General features: G+C 59.0%; 20 protein-coding genes, 1 tRNA gene and 1 pseudogene. 20 read left to right on the forward strand and 2 right to left on the reverse strand.

The annotated features are described in order from the left end of the window. Window positions 1–98: 98 nt before the first annotated feature. On the reverse strand, window positions 99–755 hold the full coding sequence (locus LL964_RS09330; protein WP_104587592.1) for a DUF1629 domain-containing protein: 657 nt from the start codon (window positions 753–755) through the stop codon (window positions 99–101). A gap of 1,544 nt (window positions 756–2,299) precedes the next feature. Then, window positions 2,300–2,842: a GspH/FimT family pseudopilin gene (locus LL964_RS09335; protein WP_104587591.1), complete on the reverse strand. Its 543-nt coding sequence runs from the start codon at window positions 2,840–2,842 to the stop codon at window positions 2,300–2,302. A gap of 141 nt (window positions 2,843–2,983) precedes the next feature. Between LL964_RS09335 and uvrB the strand changes: the two genes are divergently transcribed. From uvrB to LL964_RS09435, 20 genes and pseudogenes are all read left to right on the forward strand, one after another. Further along, window positions 2,984–5,005 carry an excinuclease ABC subunit UvrB gene (gene uvrB, locus LL964_RS09340; RefSeq protein WP_104587590.1) on the forward strand — a complete coding sequence of 674 codons (2,022 nt, stop codon included), beginning with the start codon at window positions 2,984–2,986 and terminating at the stop codon, window positions 5,003–5,005. A 96-nt stretch (window positions 5,006–5,101) separates the two neighbouring features. Beyond that, a tRNA-Val gene (locus LL964_RS09345) sits at window positions 5,102–5,176 on the forward strand. Window positions 5,177–5,597: 421 nt separating this feature from the next. Beyond that, a complete protein-coding gene (locus LL964_RS09350; protein ID WP_104587589.1) occupies window positions 5,598–5,840 on the forward strand; it encodes a hypothetical protein in 243 nt (80 codons plus the stop codon). A 36-nt stretch (window positions 5,841–5,876) separates the two neighbouring features. Beyond that, complete coding sequence (locus LL964_RS09355; protein ID WP_104587588.1) at window positions 5,877–7,550, forward strand: type IV secretory system conjugative DNA transfer family protein; 1,674 nt, start codon at window positions 5,877–5,879, stop codon at window positions 7,548–7,550. A gap of 337 nt (window positions 7,551–7,887) precedes the next feature. Beyond that, a complete protein-coding gene (locus LL964_RS09360) occupies window positions 7,888–8,295 on the forward strand; it encodes a TcpQ domain-containing protein (RefSeq protein WP_104587587.1) in 408 nt (135 codons plus the stop codon). Between the two features lie 126 nt (window positions 8,296–8,421). Further along, complete coding sequence (locus LL964_RS09365) at window positions 8,422–9,438, forward strand: VirB8 family type IV secretion system protein (protein ID WP_167395337.1); 1,017 nt, start codon at window positions 8,422–8,424, stop codon at window positions 9,436–9,438. Beyond that, a complete protein-coding gene (locus LL964_RS09370; RefSeq protein ID WP_104587585.1) occupies window positions 9,435–10,202 on the forward strand; it encodes a TrbG/VirB9 family P-type conjugative transfer protein in 768 nt (255 codons plus the stop codon). The genes LL964_RS09365 and LL964_RS09370 overlap by 4 nt, the downstream gene beginning before the upstream one ends. Continuing rightward, on the forward strand, window positions 10,199–11,380 hold the full coding sequence (locus LL964_RS09375; protein WP_104587584.1) for a TraB/TrbI/VirB10 family type IV secretion system protein: 1,182 nt from the start codon (window positions 10,199–10,201) through the stop codon (window positions 11,378–11,380). The genes LL964_RS09370 and LL964_RS09375 overlap by 4 nt, the downstream gene beginning before the upstream one ends. Before the next feature lie 5 nt (window positions 11,381–11,385). Further along, window positions 11,386–12,435, forward strand: a complete 1,050-nt coding sequence (gene virB11 / locus LL964_RS09380) for a P-type DNA transfer ATPase VirB11 (RefSeq protein WP_208621446.1) — start codon at window positions 11,386–11,388, stop codon at window positions 12,433–12,435. Window positions 12,436–12,492: 57 nt separating this feature from the next. Then, window positions 12,493–13,320, forward strand: a complete 828-nt coding sequence (locus LL964_RS09385; protein ID WP_167395342.1) for a lytic transglycosylase domain-containing protein — start codon at window positions 12,493–12,495, stop codon at window positions 13,318–13,320. A gap of 59 nt (window positions 13,321–13,379) precedes the next feature. Beyond that, entirely contained in the window at window positions 13,380–13,799 is a 420-nt protein-coding gene (locus LL964_RS09390) for a TrbC/VirB2 family protein (RefSeq protein WP_104587581.1), read from the forward strand. Further along, a complete protein-coding gene (locus tag LL964_RS09395) occupies window positions 13,792–14,103 on the forward strand; it encodes a VirB3 family type IV secretion system protein (protein WP_104587580.1) in 312 nt (103 codons plus the stop codon). The genes LL964_RS09390 and LL964_RS09395 overlap by 8 nt, the downstream gene beginning before the upstream one ends. 100 nt (window positions 14,104–14,203) lie before the next feature. Then, entirely contained in the window at window positions 14,204–16,657 is a 2,454-nt protein-coding gene (locus LL964_RS09400; RefSeq protein ID WP_104587579.1) for a VirB4 family type IV secretion/conjugal transfer ATPase, read from the forward strand. A 64-nt stretch (window positions 16,658–16,721) separates the two neighbouring features. After that, on the forward strand, window positions 16,722–17,471 hold the full coding sequence (locus tag LL964_RS09405; RefSeq protein ID WP_104587578.1) for a hypothetical protein: 750 nt from the start codon (window positions 16,722–16,724) through the stop codon (window positions 17,469–17,471). A gap of 88 nt (window positions 17,472–17,559) precedes the next feature. Then, entirely contained in the window at window positions 17,560–18,639 is a 1,080-nt protein-coding gene (locus tag LL964_RS09410; RefSeq protein ID WP_104587577.1) for a TrbL/VirB6 family protein, read from the forward strand. Window position 18,640: 1 nt separating this feature from the next. Next, window positions 18,641–19,129, forward strand: a complete 489-nt coding sequence (locus LL964_RS09415) for a DUF4189 domain-containing protein (RefSeq protein ID WP_104587576.1) — start codon at window positions 18,641–18,643, stop codon at window positions 19,127–19,129. A gap of 36 nt (window positions 19,130–19,165) precedes the next feature. Continuing rightward, a complete protein-coding gene (locus tag LL964_RS09420) occupies window positions 19,166–19,969 on the forward strand; it encodes an FG-GAP repeat protein (protein WP_228329414.1) in 804 nt (267 codons plus the stop codon). Window positions 19,970–20,073: 104 nt separating this feature from the next. After that, the gene (locus LL964_RS09425; protein ID WP_167395335.1) at window positions 20,074–21,384 is read left to right on the forward strand and encodes a peptidoglycan-binding domain-containing protein; all 1,311 of its coding nucleotides are present in this window, start codon (window positions 20,074–20,076) and stop codon (window positions 21,382–21,384) included. A 127-nt stretch (window positions 21,385–21,511) separates the two neighbouring features. Continuing rightward, a pseudogene (locus LL964_RS09430) lies at window positions 21,512–21,949 on the forward strand (type IV secretion system protein); the annotation flags it as partial. A 31-nt stretch (window positions 21,950–21,980) separates the two neighbouring features. Next, window positions 21,981–22,475, forward strand: coding sequence for a DUF4189 domain-containing protein (locus LL964_RS09435; protein ID WP_104587574.1), 495 nt, complete (start codon window positions 21,981–21,983; stop codon window positions 22,473–22,475). Window positions 22,476–22,486: the final 11 nt, after the last annotated feature.

Genomic DNA, 22,486 nt, shown 5'->3' on the forward strand with positions numbered 1-22,486 from the left:
AGATTATTACTGAAAATATCTTGCTCGATTACATGGTGGCTATGAAGAATGACTTGACTGGCAGGCATGCTTTTTTGCTCTTCGTTCGCAATAGGCAATCAGTAAGCCGAAGCGTCGATAAGTCGGACCCCACGTGTCCTTGGTGATCTTCCAAATCCATTTTCGATCAGCGCATCACGTAAAAAGCGATCGCAGAAAGCGTCTGCCGTGTAAGGCGTCCGAAAGACGTGGGCCGATGCAATGACTTCTTTATTAAAAGCCAAGCTGGCGCCGCCAGTCAGATCGAAGTATTTGCCTTTCGAGTATCCCTCCGTTAGAACCTTGACCGTTGATGCATGCTCGTCGATCGCATCAATCACTCTGGCAACATCACACAAATAATGTGCTGGGCCTTGCGATCCGTCTTCCAAAATAAAATCGCAGGGTACGAACTCGAATCCTTCAGAATCGATCGATTCAAGCAATTTTTTCAATGGGTCCGAGGTCAGCCAGTACCCACTGAAGCCACCTTGCAGATCATTCGGCATCCGCCCTCGGCTTTCGTCATATCGAAGGCGTGGAGCTTCTTTGAGAGGTGGGAACCCACCGTCCGTCGGCCGAATGATTCCCCTACCTGCTGGACGGAGCGCCTTCTCGTTTTCGAAGACCACCCCATGTACAGACCCGCCACCGCGCACATCAGGCCTAAGGATGTAGAACTCACCTTCCTGAGGTGCATTGTCAAGTATTCCGTGGGCTTCTTTTGCGTCTTTCATAGGTGCTTACTCTCAACAATCCAACACGCATGGGATAGGCGTCCACGAGCGAGTCGCTTCGCTGCCTCCCCGTCAAATGCCCGCCTCTGCGCTTGACCGCCAACTGTGGAGGCGGGGCCGGCGGCGAATGCTGGGCATGCTGCGGCCCCTGTTAGAACGGGACGCGGCTTCCCATCTTGCCCGTCTTCGTCGACTGCTGCAGTAGGAAAACCCCGACGCATCTGGGCAGCGCCGGCCCTGGCGCGCGCAATCGTCGCCCCGCCACGCCTGCGGCCTTCATGCACGGTTTTCGCTGCACCCCTGCACGGTGGGCCTAGGCCCCGCTGCAGCTAGCGATCCGTGGAAGTCACGGGGACGTCTCTTCCCTGCAGATCCCTGCGCGCCTGTGAGGCTCAGCGGGCGGGGCGCAGCCTCGTTCCGGGCCAGGCCTTCCGAGTGCGTTTCGGCAAATGACCATCGGAACCAAGTAATCGGTAATCCGCAAGCCAAAAGTGGATATAAGTGATTGATATCAAAAGTAAATTTTGAATTACCTTTTGGAGTGATTTTAGGTAATCGGCGCCCCATAGAAAAGTTATGTGATTGAAATTTAAGGGTATTTTATGACGGTGAAATTACCTTCCTAAAAGGTAATCCCATTACCTCTCAATTACCCTTTAATTACCTTTGATATTTTTCTATAAGTAATTGATAAATATAGAAATGTGTGCGTTTATGGAGTTGGATTACCTGGATTACCTCTTTCCCGTGGTCATCTGAAAAATTGAGATTGGGGCGCGATACGGAGGGGCGCCACGCCACTCGCTATGACCGGGTCCCTGCAATGTCGCTGACCAGCGATGCTCTGCAGGCAAACCTCGATCCCGTCGACGCGGCGGGCGGGAAGCGCTGGTGGACAGTAGACCAGGCCGTGGCCATGCTCTAGCGCGGAAGCCAGTTGACCAGTAAGCAGAGTGGTCAGCAGCACACCTTATATATATGTCGGTCACTGCCGTATGAGCCCGATCGATGCCGGCGATGAGCCTGCGCTGCCAACCGGCTTCCGCTGGGACAGGCCTTGGCAAAGCGCGATGGGGTCACCGATAGCGCTTGCTTCGAGGGTGAAGAGGTGGCCAGGTTGGTGCAGAGACTCACTGGCGATTGGTACGTGCTGCTGGAGCGCCAAATGCCGGTGCCGCCTGGCGAACTCTTCACGCCCTTTGTCCGGCGTGGCTGCAGCAGCTTCGACCAGGGGCGACGTGGCACAGGCATGTGGGCAGTGCGCCATGAGGCCGGGATCCGAGCCGAGATGGCAGCCCGGGGACGCATTCCTGAGCCATTTAGGGCGAGCCCGGTGGCCGCAAGGGTCGGGAAAATTGGCAGGAAGCCTACGCGCGCAATAGGCCTGCGGCGTCAGCCGCTGGGAAAAATAAGTGAGGCAAATTGCTGATTAGTAAGCTTAGTAGCGCTAACTGTTAATCAGGGGGTCGTTGGTTCGAGTCCAACTTCGGGCGCCAAGATGTTGAAAAAGCCGCGACATGTCGCGGTTTTTTCGTTTTTTGGCTTCAGCGTGATCGGCAGCTGGGGGGCGCGGGGTAGCGCACGGTTCGTGTGCGTCCCGCGTTGTTCACCACGACGTCGGCAAGCCTTCGGGCGTTGCTGCAGAGGCTGATGGTGATGTTGGTGCCGCTGTTTAGCCCGCTGGGCAGGAACCGCACGAGAGGTCTGCCAAGCGTGGCCGTGGCTTCGATACCGTCGGTCGCTGCGTAGTGTTCGACCCTCAGGATCGATGACGCATCCGTTGGCTGCCCGCTGCGGCTCGGATCTTCGAACAGGAGCCAGCCACGGCTCCAGTCGCCGTCCGTTCGGCAGCTCGAACCATCGGCCGATGGGCACACGCTCACAGGCATGCGCTGCGTGACAGCCAGACTTCGTGCCATCGCGAGATGGCTTGTCAACAGATGTACGCGGGTCGTCGCTCGCTGCCACTCTAGAACGCTTTGGAAGCTCGGCAGGCCGATGGCCGACGTGATGGCGATGATTGCCATCACGACCAGCAGCTGCACTGCGGTGTACCCTCTGACGCTCGAATGAGTGACTGCTCCCATCGCGCTTCTCCTTGAGGTCGAGCGAGCAGTCTCCGTGTTGGTCGCATGCCAGGAAACGTCTGCTTCACTGAAGCAAACGTCAGGTTTTTACCGGCAACGACCTGCGGGATTTCGTACCGCCTTCCCCCCGAGATCTGCTCCATGACCGACCGCTTTGAGCTCGTATCCTCTTACTCTCCAGCCGGCGACCAGCCCGCTGCCATCGAGAAGCTGGTGGCCAACTTCGAGGCTGGGCTGGCCAAGCAGACCTTGTTGGGTGTAACGGGCTCGGGCAAGACCTACACCATTGCCAATGTGGTCCAGCAGGTGCAGAAGCCGACCCTGGTGATGGCGCCCAACAAGACGCTGGCGGCGCAGTTGTACGGCGAGTTCAAGTCGTTCTTCCCGAACAATGCGGTCGAGTACTTCGTCAGTTACTACGACTATTACCAGCCCGAGGCCTACGTACCGTCGTCGGACACCTTCATCGAGAAGGACAGTTCGATCAACGAGCACATCGAGCAGATGCGCCTGTCGGCGACCAAGACCCTGCTGTCGCGTCGCGACTCGCTGGTGGTTGCCACTGTGTCGGCGATCTATGGTCTGGGCGCGCCGGAGGACTATCTGTCGCTGCGCCTGATCCTGTCGATCGGCGAGCATATCGACCAGCGCCAGCTGATCCGGCATCTCACTGATTTGCAATACACCCGCAATGAATTCGAACTCACCCGTGGCGCGTTCCGCGTGCGCGGCGAAGTGGTCGATGTGTTTCCGGCCGAGTCCGATACCGAGGCGCTACGCATCGAGCTGTTCGACGGCGATGTGGAGCAACTCACCTTGTTCGATCCGTTGACCGGCGAGACCCTGCGCAAGCTGCAGCGTTACACCGTGTATCCGAAAACGCACTACGCCACGACACGCGAGCGCACGCTCAGCGCTGTCGATACCATCAAGGACGAGTTGAAGGAGCGGCTGGAGCAGCTGTATTCCCAGAACAAGCTGGTGGAAGCGCAGCGACTGGCGCAGCGCACCCAGTTCGATCTGGAGATGATGGCCGAAGTCGGCTTCTGCAACGGCATCGAGAACTACTCGCGGCATCTCACCGGCAAGGCGCCCGGGGAGCCGCCGCCGACCCTGTTCGACTACCTGCCACCGGATGCGCTCCTGGTCATCGACGAATCCCACGTGACCATCCCGCAGATTGGCGCGATGTACAAAGGCGATCGCTCGCGCAAGGAAACGCTGGTGGAATTCGGTTTCCGGCTGCCGTCGGCGCTGGACAACCGACCGCTGCGCTTCGAGGAGTGGGAAGCGCGCTCGCCGCGCAGCATCTATGTCTCGGCAACGCCAGGCCCGTACGAGATGCGTGAATCGGCAGGCGAGGTCACCGAGCTGGTGGTGCGCCCTACCGGCCTGATCGATCCGGTGGTCGAGATTCGCCCGGTCGCCACTCAGGTCGACGACCTGATGTCCGAGGTGAACGAACGCATCAAGCTGGGCGATCGCGTGCTGGTGACCACGTTGACCAAGCGCATGGCCGAGAACCTCACCGAGTATCTGGGCGAGCACGGCATTCGCGTGCGCTACCTGCACTCGGACATCGACACGGTCGAGCGTGTGGAAATCATTCGCGACCTGCGCCTGGGCAAGTTCGACGTGCTGGTCGGCATCAACCTGCTGCGCGAAGGTCTGGATATGCCGGAGGTATCGCTGGTGGCGATCCTGGATGCGGACAAGGAAGGCTTCCTGCGTTCGACCGGCTCACTGATCCAGACCATCGGCCGCGCCGCGCGCAATCTGCGTGGCAAGGCGATCCTGTATGCCGACAAGATCACCCGTTCGATGCAGGCGGCGATCGACGAAACCGATCGCCGTCGCGAGAAGCAGGTCGAGTACAACCTCGAACACGGCATCACGCCCAAGTCGGTGGCGCGTCCGATCGAAGACATCATGGAAGGCGCGCGCGAAGATGCAGCAGAGAAGAAGGCCGGCAAGGGGCGGTCGAAATCGCGCCAGGTCGCCGAGGAGGCACCCGACTATCGCGCCATGAAGCCGGCGGAGATCGCTGGCAAGCTCAAGAGCCTGGAGCAGCAGATGTATCAGCATGCCAAGGATCTGGAGTTCGAGGCGGCAGCGCAGATCCGCGACCAGATCCAGAAACTGAAGGCCGCCAGCCTGGGGTAGGGCAGGGAGGTGTGCCTGCTTGGCAGAGGGCTTGTGGTCGTTCGTACCCTGCGCTAGAATGCGCGCCCTGCACAGCGCAACGCAGTCGCAGGCACCGGGCGGTTAGCTCAGCGGTAGAGCACTACCTTGACATGGTAGGGGTCACAGGTTCGAACCCTGTACCGCCCACCACTTGCAACGCAAGTGGCGCAGTATTTTCAGCCGATATGCGATTTCCCGCATCGGCATCGACTCACCCCGTTCTGACCCCGGCTCCCGTAGCCTGCGACAGGTCCTGGGTGAAGTCTTCCACGATCAACTCCACTGCTTCGCGGGCTTTGCCAAGGGACGACAGGTCCAGCGTTGCATCGCGCTCCTGCGTGTCCGCGGCATGGCGGCCGAGTGGTCTCGGTACCTCCCGCGCAGGGGCCGGCGCAGCCGGGGCGCGATGGTCGCCGCCTGCTCTTGGGCACGAATCGCATCGACTGCAGCGCTACACACCATGGCTTCCGCCACCTCGGCTGATCCTGGCCGTGCAGCTGCTGAAACTGCTTTCTCCCTCACACGTCTTGCTTTAGCATCGCCAGCGCGCTGACGGAAAGGAAGGCTGGCGATGGACGAGTATCAGCACACCGTGCTGAGCAGGGGCGGGTATCGGGTCGTGGCGATCACGCGTGATGAGGTGTACGCACCCGATGCGGTCGTGGCGTATGCGGTGGTGACCGATGCCGGAACGCGGATCACGCCGGACCTCTCATTGGACCAGGCCAGGCTATGGGTCGACTCGCTGGTCGAAAGCGAGAGCGGAGGCCGCCGCGCCGATCCGATCGAACACAAGCCGGGCGTTCGTCGTTAGATCGCCATTGAGATAGAAGCCTAAGGAGACGGGCGAATGTCCAAGCTCAAAATGATCGTGCCAGCGACGCTGGTGGCCTTGCTCGCCGGATACCTGCTGTCGGGCTACCTGACCTTGCTGCTGTTGCGGATGGACCAGGGCCTGTATGCCTGGGATACGTACTACCGTTACTTCGCCGCGCTCGGCCTGCCGCAGGTCGCGCCCTATGCCACCAAGATCAAGATGGCAGGCATCATTGGCTTCGGCGTGCCTGCACTCGTCTGGCTGATCGCGGTTGCGCTGATCGTCAAGCCGAAGGCGCGCGCGCTGCACGGCGATGCGCGTTTCGCCGGCGCTGGCGATCTGTCCAAGCACGGCCTGTTCAAGCCCAGCGGCAACGGTATCGTCGTGGGCAAGTTCAACGGCAAGCTGGTGCGCCTGAGTGGGCAGCAGTTCGTGATCCTCGCGGCGCCAACGCGTTCGGGTAAGGGTGTGGGCGTGGTCATCCCGAACCTGCTCGAGTATCAGGAGTCGGTGGTCGTTCTGGACATCAAGCAGGAAAATTTCGATCTCACCAGCGGCTGGCGTGCCAGCCAGGGGCACGAGGTGTTCCTGTTCAATCCGTTCGCGGAAGATCGGCGGACCCATCGCTGGAACCCGCTGACTTACGTGTCCAACGATCCGGCATTTCGCGTCTCGGATCTGATGAGCATCGCTGCGATGCTGTACCCGGATGGCTCGGACGACCAGAAGTTCTGGGTCAGCCAGGCGCGCAACGCATTCATGGCCTTTGCCCTCTACCTGTTCGAGAACCGGGATGAGGAACTGGAGCTCGGGTTTCCGGGCGGCGCGGGCGCGCCCACGCTGGGGGGTATCTATCGCCTGTCGTCGGGTGATGGCACCGACCTCAAGAAGTACCTGAAGTCGCTGTCCGAACGGCGGTTCCTCAGCGGCAACGCGCGCTCGGCATTTGCCAACATGCTGTCACAGGCCGATGAGACCTTTGCGTCGATCATGGGAACCTTGAAAGAGCCGCTCAATGCATGGATCAACCCGGTACTGGACGCTGCGACCAGTGCCGATGATTTCCTGCTGACCGATCTGCGCAAGAAGAAGATGACGATCTACATCGGCATCCAGCCCAACAAGCTGGCCGAAAGCCGCCTGATCATCAATCTGCTCTTCAGTCAGATCATCAACCTCAACACCCGCGAGCTGCCCAAGTCCAATCCCGAGCTGAAGTACCAATGCTTGCTGTTGATGGACGAATTCACCTCGATCGGCAAGGTGGACATCATCGCCACCGCGGTGGCCTACATGGCCGGCTACAACATCCGCTTGCTGCCGATCATCCAGAGCATGGCGCAGCTGGATGCGACCTACGGCAAGGACCTGTCGCGCACCATCATCACCAATCACGCCCTGCAGATCCTCTACGCCCCACGCGAGCAGCAGGATGCGAACGACTACTCTGAAATGCTGGGTTACACGACCATCAAGAAGAAGAACATCACCCGCGGTCGCGAGACCACGCGCAGCATCTCCGAAGAACGCCGGGCGCTGATGCTTCCCCAGGAACTCAAGGCGATGGGCAGCGACAAGGAAGTGTTCCTGTACGAGGGCATTCCGCACCCGGTGAAGTGCGACAAGATCCGCTACTACGAAGATCGTCACTTCACGGCACGTCTTCTGCCAAAGACGGAAGTGAAAACGCTTTCCATCAAAACGTGATGGTGTTCGCATAAATAATGCGGGGAAGCGCCGTAATTGTTGACTCAGGTTGGCGCAGGGAGCAAAGTTTCGGCGACTGCGGGTAATCAGAGTTTGTTCAGGGGGAGCGGCGCCGGACGGGGCCGTATCAGGAGTCAGGCTATGGATGGTTTCATGACGTATTCATCTTTTTCGGTGTTCAAGTGCGATGCGCCCCTGCGGTGTGCCGATCGCATGCGCCCGCGCGCAACGAAATTTCAGCGGCTCTTTTGCTCCGTCACCTCTGGGTGAGCGGAGTCTGGTGCTGTCCGTGGTTCAAGCCCGTTTTTCATGAGTTGGAGAGGTCAGAGTGAATCCGATGTATGTGCTCAAGCTTTCGTTGGTGTTAGCCATTGCCGCGTTGGCGGGCGCCTGCGCGACCAAGCCTGCCCCGGATTTCGGCGGGCGTTGGAGGCATGTCAATCACTTCGATGAAGCACCCATCGAAATTCCGCTCTACACCTCCTACACCTATCAGGCCACCCCGATGGACGGCACCCTGAAGACCATGCTGGAGCGTTGGGCAGCAGATTCCAATATGCAGCTGGCCTACAACCTTCCGTCGGACTACACCTTGATCGGGCCGGTGTCGAACATCAGCACCACCAGCGTCCAGCAAGCCGCCACCGAGTTGAGCGCTGTCTATGCCGCTCAAGGTGTTTCGGTCTCCGTTGCCGCGAACAAACTGTTGGTGCAGCCGGTGCCGGTGTCGTCTGGGGCCAAGTAACGGGCGCAACGCACGCGGGCGCCAACTGTCGCCCGGCCGCGAAGCGCTCGGCGTGTTTCAAGTATCCGCGTTTGGTCGCGGCGATGGTTCTAGGCCTGACAAGGCCCCACTGTGACGGATCTAGATATGTTGCGTAAGAAGGTCAGTGAAAAGGACGGGTCTGCTCAAGTGGGCGCGGCCGTGCAGAAGGCGGTGAACTACGAGGTGAGCATTGCCGACCTCGCGCGCCGCAGTGAAAAGCGTGCCTGGATCGTGGCCACGCTGTCGATGGTCGTTACGGTCATGACGGCTGGCGGCTACTACTACATGCTGCCGCTGAAGGAGAAAGTGCCTTATCTGGTGATGGCGGACGCGTACTCCGGAACCAGCACGATCGCCAAGCTCGAGGCGAATTTCGGTGGACGCACGGTCAGCACGAGCGAAGCGCTCGCGCGCAGCAACATCGCCCGCTTCATCATCGCGCGCGAATCGTTCGATCTTTCCATCATCGGCCAGCGCGACTGGAACACCGTTTCGGCCATGGGCGCAACCAACGTCGTAAGCGAGTATCGCGCACTGCACTCGGCCAATAATCCGCAGCGGCCCTTGACGACATACGGCAGGCTGCGCGCCATCCGTGTCAACATCCTCAGCATCACGCTGATCGGCGGGAACGGCAAGCCCTACACCGGGGCGACCGTCCGTTTCCAGCGGACGGTCTACGACAAGAACTCGACGGTCTCCACACTGCTGGACAACAAGATCGCCACCCTGGGGTTCGTCTATCAGGACAATCTCGAGATGAGCGACAGCCTGCGCGTCGAAAATCCACTGGGTTTCCGGGTCACCGATTATCGCGTCGACAACGACTATTCCGCGTTGCCGGTGGCTCCCGCGGCAGGGACGGCCATCAACTCCCAGCCGCAGGCGGTCGTCCAGCCGCAGGCGGGAGTGATCGATCCCAATGCCGCCGCCATGAACGGCGTCGCGCCGCAGGGCGGTGTTCCGTTGCAGCCAGGGATGCAGCCGCAAGGCGGCATCCCGCCGCAATCGGCGCAGCCTGCCTTCCCCGATCAGATGCAGCCGGCGGGCCAGCCGCAAATGCAGCCCGCGATCCAACCCCAAGGGACGCCGAACAATGTCAATGGAGCAAGCGGTCGATGAAACTCTTTAATCGGTACAGGGCTGCGTTGTTTTCAGCGCTACCACTTGCACTATGCACCTTCTCCGCGGCCGCTCAGGTGGTCCAGGAATACGAGTACGCGCCCGATCGCATTTACCAGGTGCGCACCGGCCTGGGTATCACCACCCAGATCGAGCTGAGCCCGAACGAAAAGATTCTCGACTACAGCACCGGCTTCACCGGCGGCTGGGAACTCACCCGGCGCGAGAATGTGTTCTATCTGAAGCCGAAGAATGTCGATGTCGATACGAACATGATGATTCGTACCGCCACGCATTCCTACATTCTCGAGCTCAAGGTCGTCGCAACCGACTGGCAGCGGCTCGAGCAGGCCAAACAGGCCGGTGTCCAGTACAAAGTGGTGTTCAGCTATCCGAAGGACACCAGCTTCAACAACGTCGCCGATGCGGATACTTCCAAGACCGGCCCGCTATTGAATGCAAAGATCCTGAAGGATCGCCGCTATTACTACGATTACGACTACGCGACGCGTACCAAGAAGTCCTGGTTGATTCCAAGCCGGGTTTACGACGACGGAAAGTTCACCTACATCAACATGGACCTGACGCGCTTCCCCACCGGTAACTTCCCTGCGGTGTTCGGCCGCGAGAAGGAACACGCAGAGGATTTCCTCGTCAATACGACGGTGGAAGGCAACACCCTGATCGTGCACGGGACCTATCCTTTCCTGGTGGTTCGCCATGGCGATAACGTCGTCGGTCTGCGAAGGAACAAGCAAAAGTGAACTCGAATATTCCAAACAGCCCAGATGAGCACTCCCCGAGCAACCGCGGGGAGGAACAGCGCAACGGCGACTACAACGAGCGCAATAATCCGTATTTCGCGCGGCAGCAGGCGAGCGCCGAGCCAGACCTCGACGCCAACGAGCCGGTGTTGCGTTCCAGCGACATCAAGCGTCTCAACCGCAAGGCGCTGGTCTTCCTGGCGGGCATCGCAGCCCTGTTGATCCTCGTGATCTTCTGGCTGGCGACGCAGAGCGGGGACGATGACGCCCCGCCGAAGCCGCGTACCGAAACCGTGGTGGCGCCAGCGCTGCCGCAGAACATGACCGCGCCCGTGGAAGAGCCGCCGGTGCCGTTGGCACAGCAACCGAGCCTGCCACCGTTGCCGCCGATGCCCACCGACGAGGAGGACGAGGGCAGCTCTGCACCAGAGCGCCCGCGTGGTCCGACCTTGCTGGAGCGCCGCATCCTGGCCGAGCAGTCCGCCAACACCGGTGCCGGTGTCCCCGGCATGCCTGGTCAGCCCGGTGCACAGCCGGCGGCTGCCCAGGATGAAAGCCAGGTGCTGCTGGCCAAGCCCATCAGCAACCCGGACGGCTTGATGGTGCGCGGCACCTACATCCGTTGCATCCTCGAGACACGGATCATTTCCGATTTCGGTGGATACACCTCGTGCATCGTCACCGAGCCGGTGTATTCGATCAACGGACACAATCTGCTCCTGCCCAAGGGATCGAAGATGCTCGGCCAGTATGGCGCAGCCGAACCGACCAGCCGGCGGATGCAGGTGGTGTGGGATCGTGTGACCACGCCGACCGGGCTGGATGTCACGCTGGAAGGCCCCGGTATCGACACGCTGGGCAGCGCCGGTCATCCTGGCCAGTACAATGCGCATTGGGGCAACAAGATCGCATCGGCGCTGTTCATCAGCCTGCTGAGCGATGCCTTCAAGTACGCAGCGGCGGAATACGGCCCGGAAACCACCACGATTGGCGTGGGGTCGGGAATCGTCACCCAGCGGCCCTTCGAAAGTAATACCGCGCGCAGCATGCAGCAGCTTGCGGAGCAGGCCGTGGAACAGTCCGGACGTCGCCCTGCCACCTTGACGATCAATCAAGGCACGGTGCTGAACGTCTACGTTGCCAAGGACGTCGATTTCTCGGCTGTCCTGCCGAAGTGAATGCAGTGACCGCCATGACGATCGACGATTCTCCGACAGCGCGTATTTCGAACGACTTCCTGGATTACCAGTACTCGGTGCTGGGAATCCTGGATTACCTGAACTCGCCTGACGTGACCGAAATCTGTATCAATCGGCCTGGCGAGCTGTATCTGGAAACCATCCACGGCTGGCAGCGGGTCGATGTGCCGTCGTTGACGTACGACCGTGCGCGGCAGTTCTGCACCGCGGTGGTCAATGAGAGCAACACCGGTCAACGCATCACCGATGCGGACCCGGTGGTGTCGTTGACCTTCCCGACCGGGCAGCGTGCGCAGTTCGTGATGCCGCCGGCCTGCGATGCCGGCAAGGTGTCGATCACCATCCGGCTTCCCTCCAAGCACACCAAGTCGCTCGAGCAGTACAAGCACGACGGGTTCTTCGATGAGGTGCTGGAACAGTCGGCAGACGTCAGCGATCACGATCAGGAGTTGCTCGAACTGCGTCGCAAGCGCGATTACGCGGAGTTCTTCAAGAAATCGGTGTTGTACAAGAAGAACGTCGTGGTGGCCGGCGCGACCGGCAGCGGCAAAACCACCTTCATGAAGGCTTTGGTCAACCATATCCCCAGCGAAGAGCGCCTGGTGACCATCGAGGACGCGCGCGAGCTGTTCATCAGTCAGCCGAACTCCGTGCACCTGCTGTACTCGAAGGGCGGACAGAGCACCAGCAACGTCACCGCCAAGAGTTGTATGGAGGCCTGCCTGCGCATGAAGCCCGATCGCATCATCCTGGCCGAGTTGCGGGGCGATGAATCGTTCTATTTCATCCGCAATTGCGCATCCGGCCACCCCGGCTCGATCACCAGTTGCCACGCCGGCAGTGTCGAGCAGACCTGGGATCAGCTGGCGCTGATGGTGAAGGCGTCGAGCGAGGGCTCTGGCCTGGAATTCGAGGTGATCAAGCGCCTGCTGCGAATGACCATCGACATCGTGGTCCACATCAAGGCGCATGCCGGGCGGCGGTTCATCACGGGAATCGACTTCGATCCCCTGCGAACCTTGCGCGGCGGTTGAGTCGGCATTTGCAAGTGCGGTGATCTGGTCTGGAGGAGAAATGACATGTTGCCTGGCATGGAACTGATGGGGTGCTCTGGACTCGCCGTCCCCGGCGAGGTGATGCAGCACGTCGTCCGGGTCGAGTCCTCGCGCAATCCCTATGCCATCGGCGTGGTCGGGGGGCGGCTGGTGCGTGAGCCGCGCGGTCTGGCCGAGGCTGTCGCCACCGCCAAGATGCTCGAGCAGAAGGGCTACAACTTCTCGCTGGGCCTGGGCCAGGTCAATCGCTACAACCTGCAGAAGTACGGCCTGACCAGCTACGAAATGGCGTTCGACAAGTGTCCCAATCTGGTTGCCGCCTCGCGGATTCTCGCCGAGTGCCATTCGCGGTCTGGCGCCAACTGGGGCAAGTCGTTCAGTTGCTACTACTCCGGCAATTTCGAAACCGGTTTCAAGCACGGCTACGTGCAGAAGATCTACGCCTCCATCCGCCAGTCGGTGGCGGCAGCGGCGGGCGCGGAGCCCATTGCGGTGGTCCCGACCCGCCAGGTTCAGCTCCGGCCGGCCAATCCGGTGAAGCAGGCGGCTGCCGAACTGGCGGACGCCATCGTTGCCCGTCGTATTCAGGATTTGGCCGGTGCGCGCACCACAACGGCTTCACCGTCGGCACCTATGCTATCGCTGCCTCCTGCGCCATCCTCTGCGCCCGTGCGCGCGGTACCCACCGCGCCCGCATCGGACGACGAGCTGTACGTGGTGAAGGCGACGGGGCAGGGGCGCGGCGTGGCGATGCCGGCCGTTGCGCCGCAGGCGCAAGTTTCGAATGATCGACCCGCGGGCGCCGTTCCGGCATTGCCCGCTGCGCAAGCTGCCCCGCAGGTCGACACTGCGTTTGTTTTTTAGGAAGGAAGATCGCCAAGGATGCTGGCTGCTGGACCCCCTCTGTTCCCAAGGAGTTAGACATGAAGTTTGAAATCGACAAGAAAACGGTTGCCGATGCCAAGATGATCGGTACGCAGGCAGTGAAGGCGCTGCTGTTCACTTCGTTGTTGGTGGTGGCTGGCGGCGCTGGCGCGACCACTGGCGGTAACGACTTGGGTGGTACCGACACCCGCGTCTGTGGATTCCTGAACAACGTGACCAAGCTGCTGAACATGGGCTCGATCGCCGTGGTCACCATCGCCGTCATCGTCGCCGGTTATCAGATCGCCTTCGCGCACAAGCGCATTTCCGAGGTTTCCCCCATCCTCATCGGCGGTGTATTGATCGGCGCGGCCGGGCAGATCGCCAACATGATCCTCAAGAACAACGATGCGAATTCCGCCGGCGACTGCTCCGGGATTGGCGCTTCGCTGGTGCAGTTCGCTCAATACTATGCATAAAGATGTGCTCTTCCGCGGTTGCACCCGCCCGGCCATGTTTCTCGGGGTGCCTTACATCCCGTTCTTCATCGGTGCGGGCGGTGGCTTGCTGTCGAGCATGTACTTCAATCTCTGGTTCCTGTTGAGCATCCCCGTCATCATCTTCGTCATGCAACAGATGGCCAAGCGCGACGAGATGATTTTCAGGTTGCTCGGGTTGCGTTGGCTGTTCCGGATGCGTGCACGAAACCGCGAACGTTATTCGGGCATGTGGGTGTTCTCACCCAACGAGTATCGCAAGGGCCCCCCCGGGAAACCGCGATGAACAGCTGAAGGGCTCTCAACCGTCCCCATGCGCGATGCGCGTGGGGACGGTGTTTGTAGCGGTTATCCACGTAATGCTTTCCTCTTAATCTGGTAACACCATGTTCAGTCCAGACAGCCCGATCAGCGAATTCGTTTCCGTCTCGTCACATGTTGCGCCGTCGGTCGTCAAGACCACCGCTGGCGACTACCTGCTGATCTGGCATCTGGCTGGCCTGCCGTTCGTGGGGCGCGACGAGTTCGAGCTCGAGCAACGGCACAACACCTTCAACCGCCTGTTGCAGACGCTACGCGCTCCGGACTTCGCCAACGTCGCATTCTGGGTCCACGATGTGCGCCGCAGGCGCAGGATCGGCACCGGCGGGCGTTTCAGGCAATCCTTCAATCAGACGCTGTCCGACGAGTACTACGCCGCGCTGTCGTCGCAGAAGATCATGCAGAACGAACTGTACTTCAGCATGATCTATCGGCCGGTGGTGACCGGGCGCCGCCTGGTCGAAAAGTCCGCCAACCCCGACAAGATCCGTGCCGAAGAAGAGCAGGCCGTGGCCAAGGTCGTCGAACTGGCCACCAATGTGGAAGCGGTCCTCAAGGATTATTCGCCGTACCGCCTTGGCATGTACGAAGCCAAGAACGGGGTGGTGTTTTCCGAAACCCTGGAGTTTCTCGGCTACCTGCTCAATCGCATCGACGAGCCGGTACCCGTGCTGCAGGCGCCGGTGCCTGCGTATCTGCCGGTCAGCAAGCACATGTTCGCCAACAAGACGGGCGACTTCGTCATTCGTACCCCGGATGGCATCAATCACTTCGGCGCGATCCTCAATATCAAGGAGTATGCCGACGGCACCTATCCGGGCATTCTCAATGGCCTGAAGTACCTCGATTTCGAGTACGTCATGACCCACTCCTTCAGCCCGGTCGGCCGCCACGATGCGCTGAAGGTGCTGGAACGCACCAAGGGCATGATGATTTCCTCGGGCGACAAGTCGTCCAGCCAGATCCGCGATCTGGATCTGGCCATGGACGACGTGGCGTCCGGCAATTTCGTGCTGGGCGAATACCACTTCACCCTGGCGGTCTACGCCGACAGCCAGGAGAAGCTGGCGCGTCAGATCGCGACGACCCGCGCCGAGCTGTCCAACGCCGGTTTCGTTTCGGCCAAGGAAGATCTGGCGATCGCCTCGTCGTTCTACGCGCAGCTGCCGGGCAACTGGCGCTTCCGCACGCGTATCGCCAATCTGAGTTCGCTCAATTTCCTGGGCCTGTCGCCGCTGCACAATTTTGCCCAGGGTAAGCCGCATAACAATCCATGGGGCGATTGCGTCACCACGCTACAGACCACCAACGGCCAGCCGTACTACTTCAATTTCCACGCCACGCACCCGGCCGAGAATTCGCTCGGCGAGAAGGCGATCGGCAATACCATGGTCATCGGCAAGTCCGGTACCGGCAAGACGGCGCTGATCAACTTCCTGTTGAGCCAGGTGCAGAAGTTCGATCCGGTGCCGACGATCTTCTTCTTCGACAAGGACCGCGGCGCGGAGATCTTCGTGCGCGCCTGCGGCGGCAATTATCTGGCCCTGGAAAACGGCGTGCCGACCGGGTTCAACCCGTTCCAGTGCGAGCGCAACGAAGCCAACACGCAGTTCCTGGCCGAGTTGATCAAGGTGCTGGGCGGCAAGGCCGAGTACAGCGCCCGCGAGGAAGAGGATATCTACCGTGCAGTGGAGGGCATGCTGGACACGCCCATGCACCTGCGCAGCATGAGCAACTTCCGCAAGAGCCTGCCCAACATGGGCGACGACGGCCTGTATGCCCGGCTGCGTCGCTGGACGGCGGGCAATTCGCTGGGTTGGGTGTTCGACAACCCGGTCGACACGATCGACCTGACCCGCGCCTCCATCATCGGCTTCGACTACACCGACGTGATCGACAACGCCGAAGTGCGCGTACCGGTGATCAACTACCTGCTGCACCGGCTGGAAGCATTGATCGACGGGCGCCCGCTGATCTACGTGATGGACGAGTTCTGGAAGATCCTCGACGGCAAGGGCGGGCTGAAGGAGTTCGCCAAGAACAAGCAGAAGACCATCCGTAAGCAGAACGGCCTGGGCATTTTCGCCACGCAAAGCCCGGAAGACGCGCTGGCCAGCGACATCGCCGCGGCACTGATCGAGCAGACCGCCACGATGGTGTTGCTGCCCAACCCCAATGCCAGCCGCGACGACTACATCGATGGTCTCAAGCTGACCGACGCCGAGTACCAGGTGGTGGTCTCGCTGGACGAGCGCTCGCGCTGCTTCCTGGTCAAGCAAGGCCACGCGTCGGCGGTGTGCCAGCTCAACCTGCGCGGCATGGACGACGCGCTCTCGGTGATTTCCTCGTCCACCGACAATATCGAGATCATGCATCAGGTCCTGTCCGGCAAGGCCGGCAAGCTGGGCGTCACCGTCGACCAGCTGACGCCCGAACAGTGGCTGGCGGACTTCTACGCCAACCGCAAGGGCTCGGGCAAGCGCAAGTCGGTCAAGGACAAGGAGGTCGAAGATGCGTAGTACCACCCACGGCAAGCGGATCCATCGAACACCATATTCATCTGTGTCAGGAGGCGAATACACCATGGCAATCAAGTTCAGACATTTTTCTCGCGTGTGCACGGGACTGGTGCTGCTCTGCATGGCCGGAGCCGCCAGTGCGCAGTGGGAGGTGGTGGACAAGGATCTCAACGATAAAGTCGAGCAGATCCGCAAGAACCAGACCATCAAGAATGGCGACGGCAAGGAATCCAGCGGCAAGGAGGTCGAGAAGCCGAAGGAGGCCTTGAAGAAGGTTGCCGATGATCAGGGGGTAGCCGCCTGCTCGGCGTCCACCTCCGGTACACCTGTCTCTGATTCGCAGAAGCAATCGTGTGAGCTGATCCAACGTACGCGCAATTCCCAGTACAACTACATGGTGGCGATGTACGAGATCACGACCAAACGCCTGGAGCGTCTGCGAACGATCGAGGAAGAGCGCAAGAAGATCGGCGACCAGAAGATTGGCGAGCTGGAAAGCAACACCAATAAGCTGTTGGCGCTGAAGGCGATGATGGATATCGACCGGCAGCAGATGGAGTCGGCGATGTTTGCTTACGAAAAGCGCTTGGCGTTCTTGACCGAGCTGCAAACCGGAGCTGCGAAAGCCGCCATGGCGGGTAAGGAACCGCCGAAGGGAGATGGAACTGGTTCGTGGCTGCCATCCTGGATTCCAGCCGATCTGTTGAGCATCGGTCAGACACTCGTCGCCGGCGCGGTGATGAAGGGTGCGCTTGAGGCCATCAAATCCGATAAGCCTGGCGACATGGAAACGCTGGAGATCGACAAGAACTGATGCGGTTGGAAGACCTGCACAAGCAACATACTCAACCTAGGGACAGCGACTGTCCCACGGCGCAGCCGTCCAGTGGATGTGGTGACATATGGATTTTCTGACGAACATCGCCAACTACGAATTCTTTCGTCTGATCAACAGATTTCTGCGCGACGAGATCGCGATCTTTCAATGGGAGCTGTTGCAGCGAACGACGGCTTGGGTGGGTATCGTGTCCTTGACGGTGTTGACGCTTTGGATCTTTATCCAGGGTTATCGCATCGTGACCGGTCAGTCGCGCGAGGCGGCGATGGGCTTGGTGGTCACCGCGCTTCGCGCGGCGCTGATCATCGGGTTGGCGACCAGCATGGCGCAAGGCTCGGGTCGCTTGTACTGGACGCTGACCGATGGGATCAGCGCGGCGATCACCAAAACGGTGACGGGCAGCTCGAAGAGTCCGTACGAGGCAATCGACAAGAACTTGATGCTGATGCAGGTGGCGATGTCGGCGCTGGATCAGATCAAGACGGGCGGTGATGAGGAAAGCAAAGACGAAAAAGACCGGGCCCGGTGGTTTACCGGCCTCGGAATGGCCGGTCCAGGCGTCGTCGCCGGCTCGATGTTGCTGCTCAACAAACTGGCAATGGCGCTGGTTGTGGGATTTGGGCCTCTGTTCATCCTGTGTCTGCTGTTTCAGGCAACAAAGTCCTTGTTCAGCAAGTGGCTGCTATACGGATTGGGCACTGTATTTTCGTTGTCTGTCTTGACCTTCACTGTGAGCCTGGCGACCAAGATTGTCGGCGCAGTAGGCGCCGCCTTCGTTGCCAAGTGGGTGATGAATGGCTTCACAGGCGAAGGCATCAGCAGCATGGCGCTACAACAGGGAGGATTGGGTTTGGTCATGACCACATTGATCATCACCGCACCGCCGATGGCGGCGGCCTTCTTCCAGGGCACGCTGGGCCAGTTCACCGCGTACTCGGCGCTGGGGCAGCTGGATCGGGCAGGGCAGTCCCCAGCATCTGGGCGGCCTTATGAGCCGGGGGCGCCGGCTAGGGATAATCAACGTTCTGAAATTACTCCTGTCCCTCAAGTGAGTGGCCGAGTTTCGGGCGATGAGTCCAATTCTAGCCAAACCGCAAGCGGTAAAATGGGCAACGCTAATAACGTCGATAGGCAGCGGGGCTAAAATGCGTAAAATTATTTTATCATTGGCGGTTATTCCTGTATTCGCGTTTGCGCAAACGGCGTGTCCAGTTGGTGTTGCGCCTGGCAGTCCACAATGTGGGCCTGATTCTGGGACGTCAAGAGGAGACATTCCTGCTCCGCCGCCGCGGCCTACGGGTGAGTGGATAAAAACATGGGGTGCCATTGCCATCGCTGACAATGGTGATGCTGGTTACACTAAGGGGCGTCTCACTAGCGAAGAGGCTGAGGATGCCGCCCTGCAAAACTGCCAAAAATTGGCTGGCATGCAATGTACTATCGCGTTGAGTTTTCATAATCAGTGTGCGGCCATTGCGTCGCCGACTTCTAGTCGTGGTAAGGGGGCGATAACTGGAGGCCCATCCTTGAATGATGTGGAATCCAGAGCAACGAAAACTTGCGAGAAGAATTCGGGAGGGGGTTGTAAAATTGCAATGTCAACTTGCAGCGATCCCATCTTTAGGAAATTCTGATTTTTCTAATATTGATTTGAATTGGAAGGGTTTTCTATGGTGGAACGTGCACTAGCAAGAACGATCGTGGGGGCGATGTATTTAGCTTGCGTCATCTCGATTACAGCGTGCAGTCCTGGCAATACTCCGTCCGCAGAGGCTGACGAAGCGAAATTATCCGCCCAAGATCAAACTGGCAAAAAGCTTGAATCCTCGCCGCAAAAGGAATTGAAAATGCCATCTGCTGTCAATGCCAAGCTCAATGACCAGGGTGAGATAAACGCAGATATCAGTGGCATTGCTATTTCAATCAAGTCGCAGGGCTGTAGCGAAGATGGCCCAGGGATCATGCTATGTAACCGTTCGCCGGTCGTGGAGGTGATATTTCCCGGAGCCAAGCCGATTGCACTGGAGCCTGAAGCATTGTACGTGGATAGTAATTCCACGTTCTACCATGGTCCGCTAGACGACACTTACAAAAAAAATCGCCACTCAATCATTCTGACCGATATCAATGGCGATGGACACGAAGATGTAGTGGTGTGGTCTGGAAAAGAGGGTAATTACGGCGGCCCCTCTTACAGTATTTATCTTTTCGATGCTGCGCAGAAACGCCTTGTCTTCAATCAGGCGCTTTCCGATATCACGGTAATGGCCAACGGCCTATTCTCCGTGAAAGGAAATATGCTGACGTCTACTTCTGGTGATGGATGTTGTATCCACGTCTTCGATACCTACGAGCTAAAAAATAACGAGGTAGTGCTGATAGAGCGGTTAACCGAAGACACGAATGATCCGGTCAATCCGAAGAAAAAGATCGAGCGGCTTCAAGATGGCGAAATGAAGGAGGTGTCCAACTAGGAAGCGATTGGTAATTTGTAGTGAGTACATGCAACGCATCTTCGGGTCTGCAATGCCGATGATGCAACAACAAATTCTAATGATATGCACGTACGGAGAATGCTATGAGTGATGGACGTGGTCGAAGCACCGAAGGCTTTGGTGTGGATCGGGAGTCTTCTGTTAGGTTGATCGTCAAAACCGCTCTTGAGAACGGTGTGACTGATCCAAAGCAAATATCGTACATGTTGGCGACGGCTCAGCATGAGACGCGTAATTTTCAGGCGCCTGAAGAGGATTTCGGACGCAGCCAAGCGCGCAAGCTCGGATACAGCGGCGGTGAAGAATTTTATGGCCGTGGCTACGTGCATCTTACGCACGACTACAATTATGCAAAGTTCGACAAGTTGCTCGACTTGAATGGCGAAATGATCCGCAACCCGGACATGGCCAAGCAACCAGAAATCGCTGCGAAGGTTCTGGTTGTCGGTATGCGCGACGGCTTATTTACAGGTAAGCCTCTTGATCGATATATCGATAATGATAGCCATGACGTATACAACGCGCGGCGGGTGGTCAACGGAGTTACACCTAGCAAACCCTGGAGCGTAAAGGCAGCCAAAGAATGCGAGGAGTATGCGGGTAATTGGGAGCGTCGCGTTCCCGATCTGATCGAAAGTGTCAAACGCGATGGTGTCGATCTCAAGCACAGCGTGACGCCTGATTCGACATCTCATCAAGTTTCGAAGTCCAATGACGGCAAACTGGAACACGGCGAGCGCGGTGAGTCCGTGAAACAACTGCAAAGCCAACTCGCTCAACTCGGTGTAACCGGCCGCGACGGCAAGCCGCTGCAGGCCGATGGCGATTTTGGCGGCAATACCAAGTTTGCGGTGGAGCAGTTCCAACGCACACATGGTCTGCAGGTCGATGGCGTAGTGGGAGGGCAGACCCAGGCGGCACTCGGGAAAGCATTGGCGCAGCAGACGACTAAACAGCCCGAGCAGAGCAATGCTCAGGTTGCTCCGGCACCAGCCACATCGGGTTCTCCGTTGCTCTCCGATCCTCGCCACCCCGACAATGGCATGTTCGTCGGTGCAGTAGGCAAGCTGGAGGCCCTGGGCGAGCGCGGTGGCTTTGCCAGCCGCAAGGAACTCGAACAGGCAGCAGGGCAGCTTGTATTCGAGGCCAAGGTCAGCGGTCTGCAGCGCATCGACCATGTAGTGCCGAACAAGAGCGGTGACGGCTTCTTCGCGGTGCAGGGTGAGATGACCGACCCAGCGATGCGGCGTGTGTTCGTGGACCGCGATCAGGCGCAGAACCAGCCGCTGGAACAGAGCAGCCGTCAGGTCGCAGAAGAAAATCAGCGTCAAACAGCGCAGATGCAATCGCAGGCCCAGACACAACAGGTCGCTTCGCCTGCGATGTCGATGTAATGAGTTTTTGCTTTGTACGCTGGAGTAAAGCGCACGCCGAGGCCATCTCGATGGCCTCGGTTCCAGGCTTGGATGCGTTGATCTATGACTGTAACTCTCATCCAGGGCTACCGCATCGTGACCGGATGGACTGTGCCCTGTATTTTCGTTGTCTGTCTTGATCTTCACTGTGAGCCTGGCGACCAAGATTGTCGGCGCAGTAGGCGCCGCCTTCGTTGCCAAGTGGGTGATGAATGGCTTCACAGGCGAAGGCATCAGCAGCATGGCGCTACAACAGGGAGGATTGGGCTTGGTCTTGACCACACTGATCATCACCGCACCGCCGATGGCGGCGGCCTTCTTCCAGGGCACGTTGGGCCAGTTCACCGCGTACTCGGCGCTGGGGCAGCTGGATCGGGCAGGGCAGTCCCCAGCATCTGGGCGGCCTTATGAGCCAGGGGCGCCGGCTAGGGACTCGGGCACAACTACTGCTAGAAACGAGAACGTAACAGCAAGAAATATAAACAGTGAAGTTTCGCCTTCTCAAGACTCAGCCTCTGGGACCCGCGGCTTGGCTCAGAAGTGACCGTCGTTCCGGGTCCAATATTGGTCAAATCATGAAATCTATCATCTCTTTTATAGCGATCTTGCTGGTGAGTTTAGCGTTCTCAGTTTACGCTCAGACAGCATGCCCAGTTGGAGTAGCTCCAGGAAGTCCGCAATGCGGGCCTGATTCTGGCACCTCAAGAGGCGATATCCCAGCGCCACCACCTACTCCAACGGGCGAGTGGATAAAAACGTGGGGTGCAATTGCAATGTCTAACTCCACCGGAGATGTAGGTACGTCTATTGGCAAGTTTTCCAAAAAGGAGGCGACAGACTCAGCCATAATTCAGTGCGAAAAAGATGGAGCCGCTGATTGTAAAGTCCAGCTAGTTTATAGGAATCAGTGTTCAGCCTTGGCTTCCTCAAAAAGGGATACTTTCTTCCAGGCATCATCTTCTAAGGAGGCTGCTAGTGAGGGAGTATTAGCTATTTGTGAGAGGAGTAATACGGGGTCATGTAGTGTCATGTATTCTGGCTGCTCTGATCCATTTTTCAAGAAATACTGATGAATGATGTT

It is taken from the genome of Xanthomonas melonis (assembly GCF_020783655.1).
Lineage (GTDB): Bacteria > Pseudomonadota > Gammaproteobacteria > Xanthomonadales > Xanthomonadaceae > Xanthomonas > Xanthomonas melonis.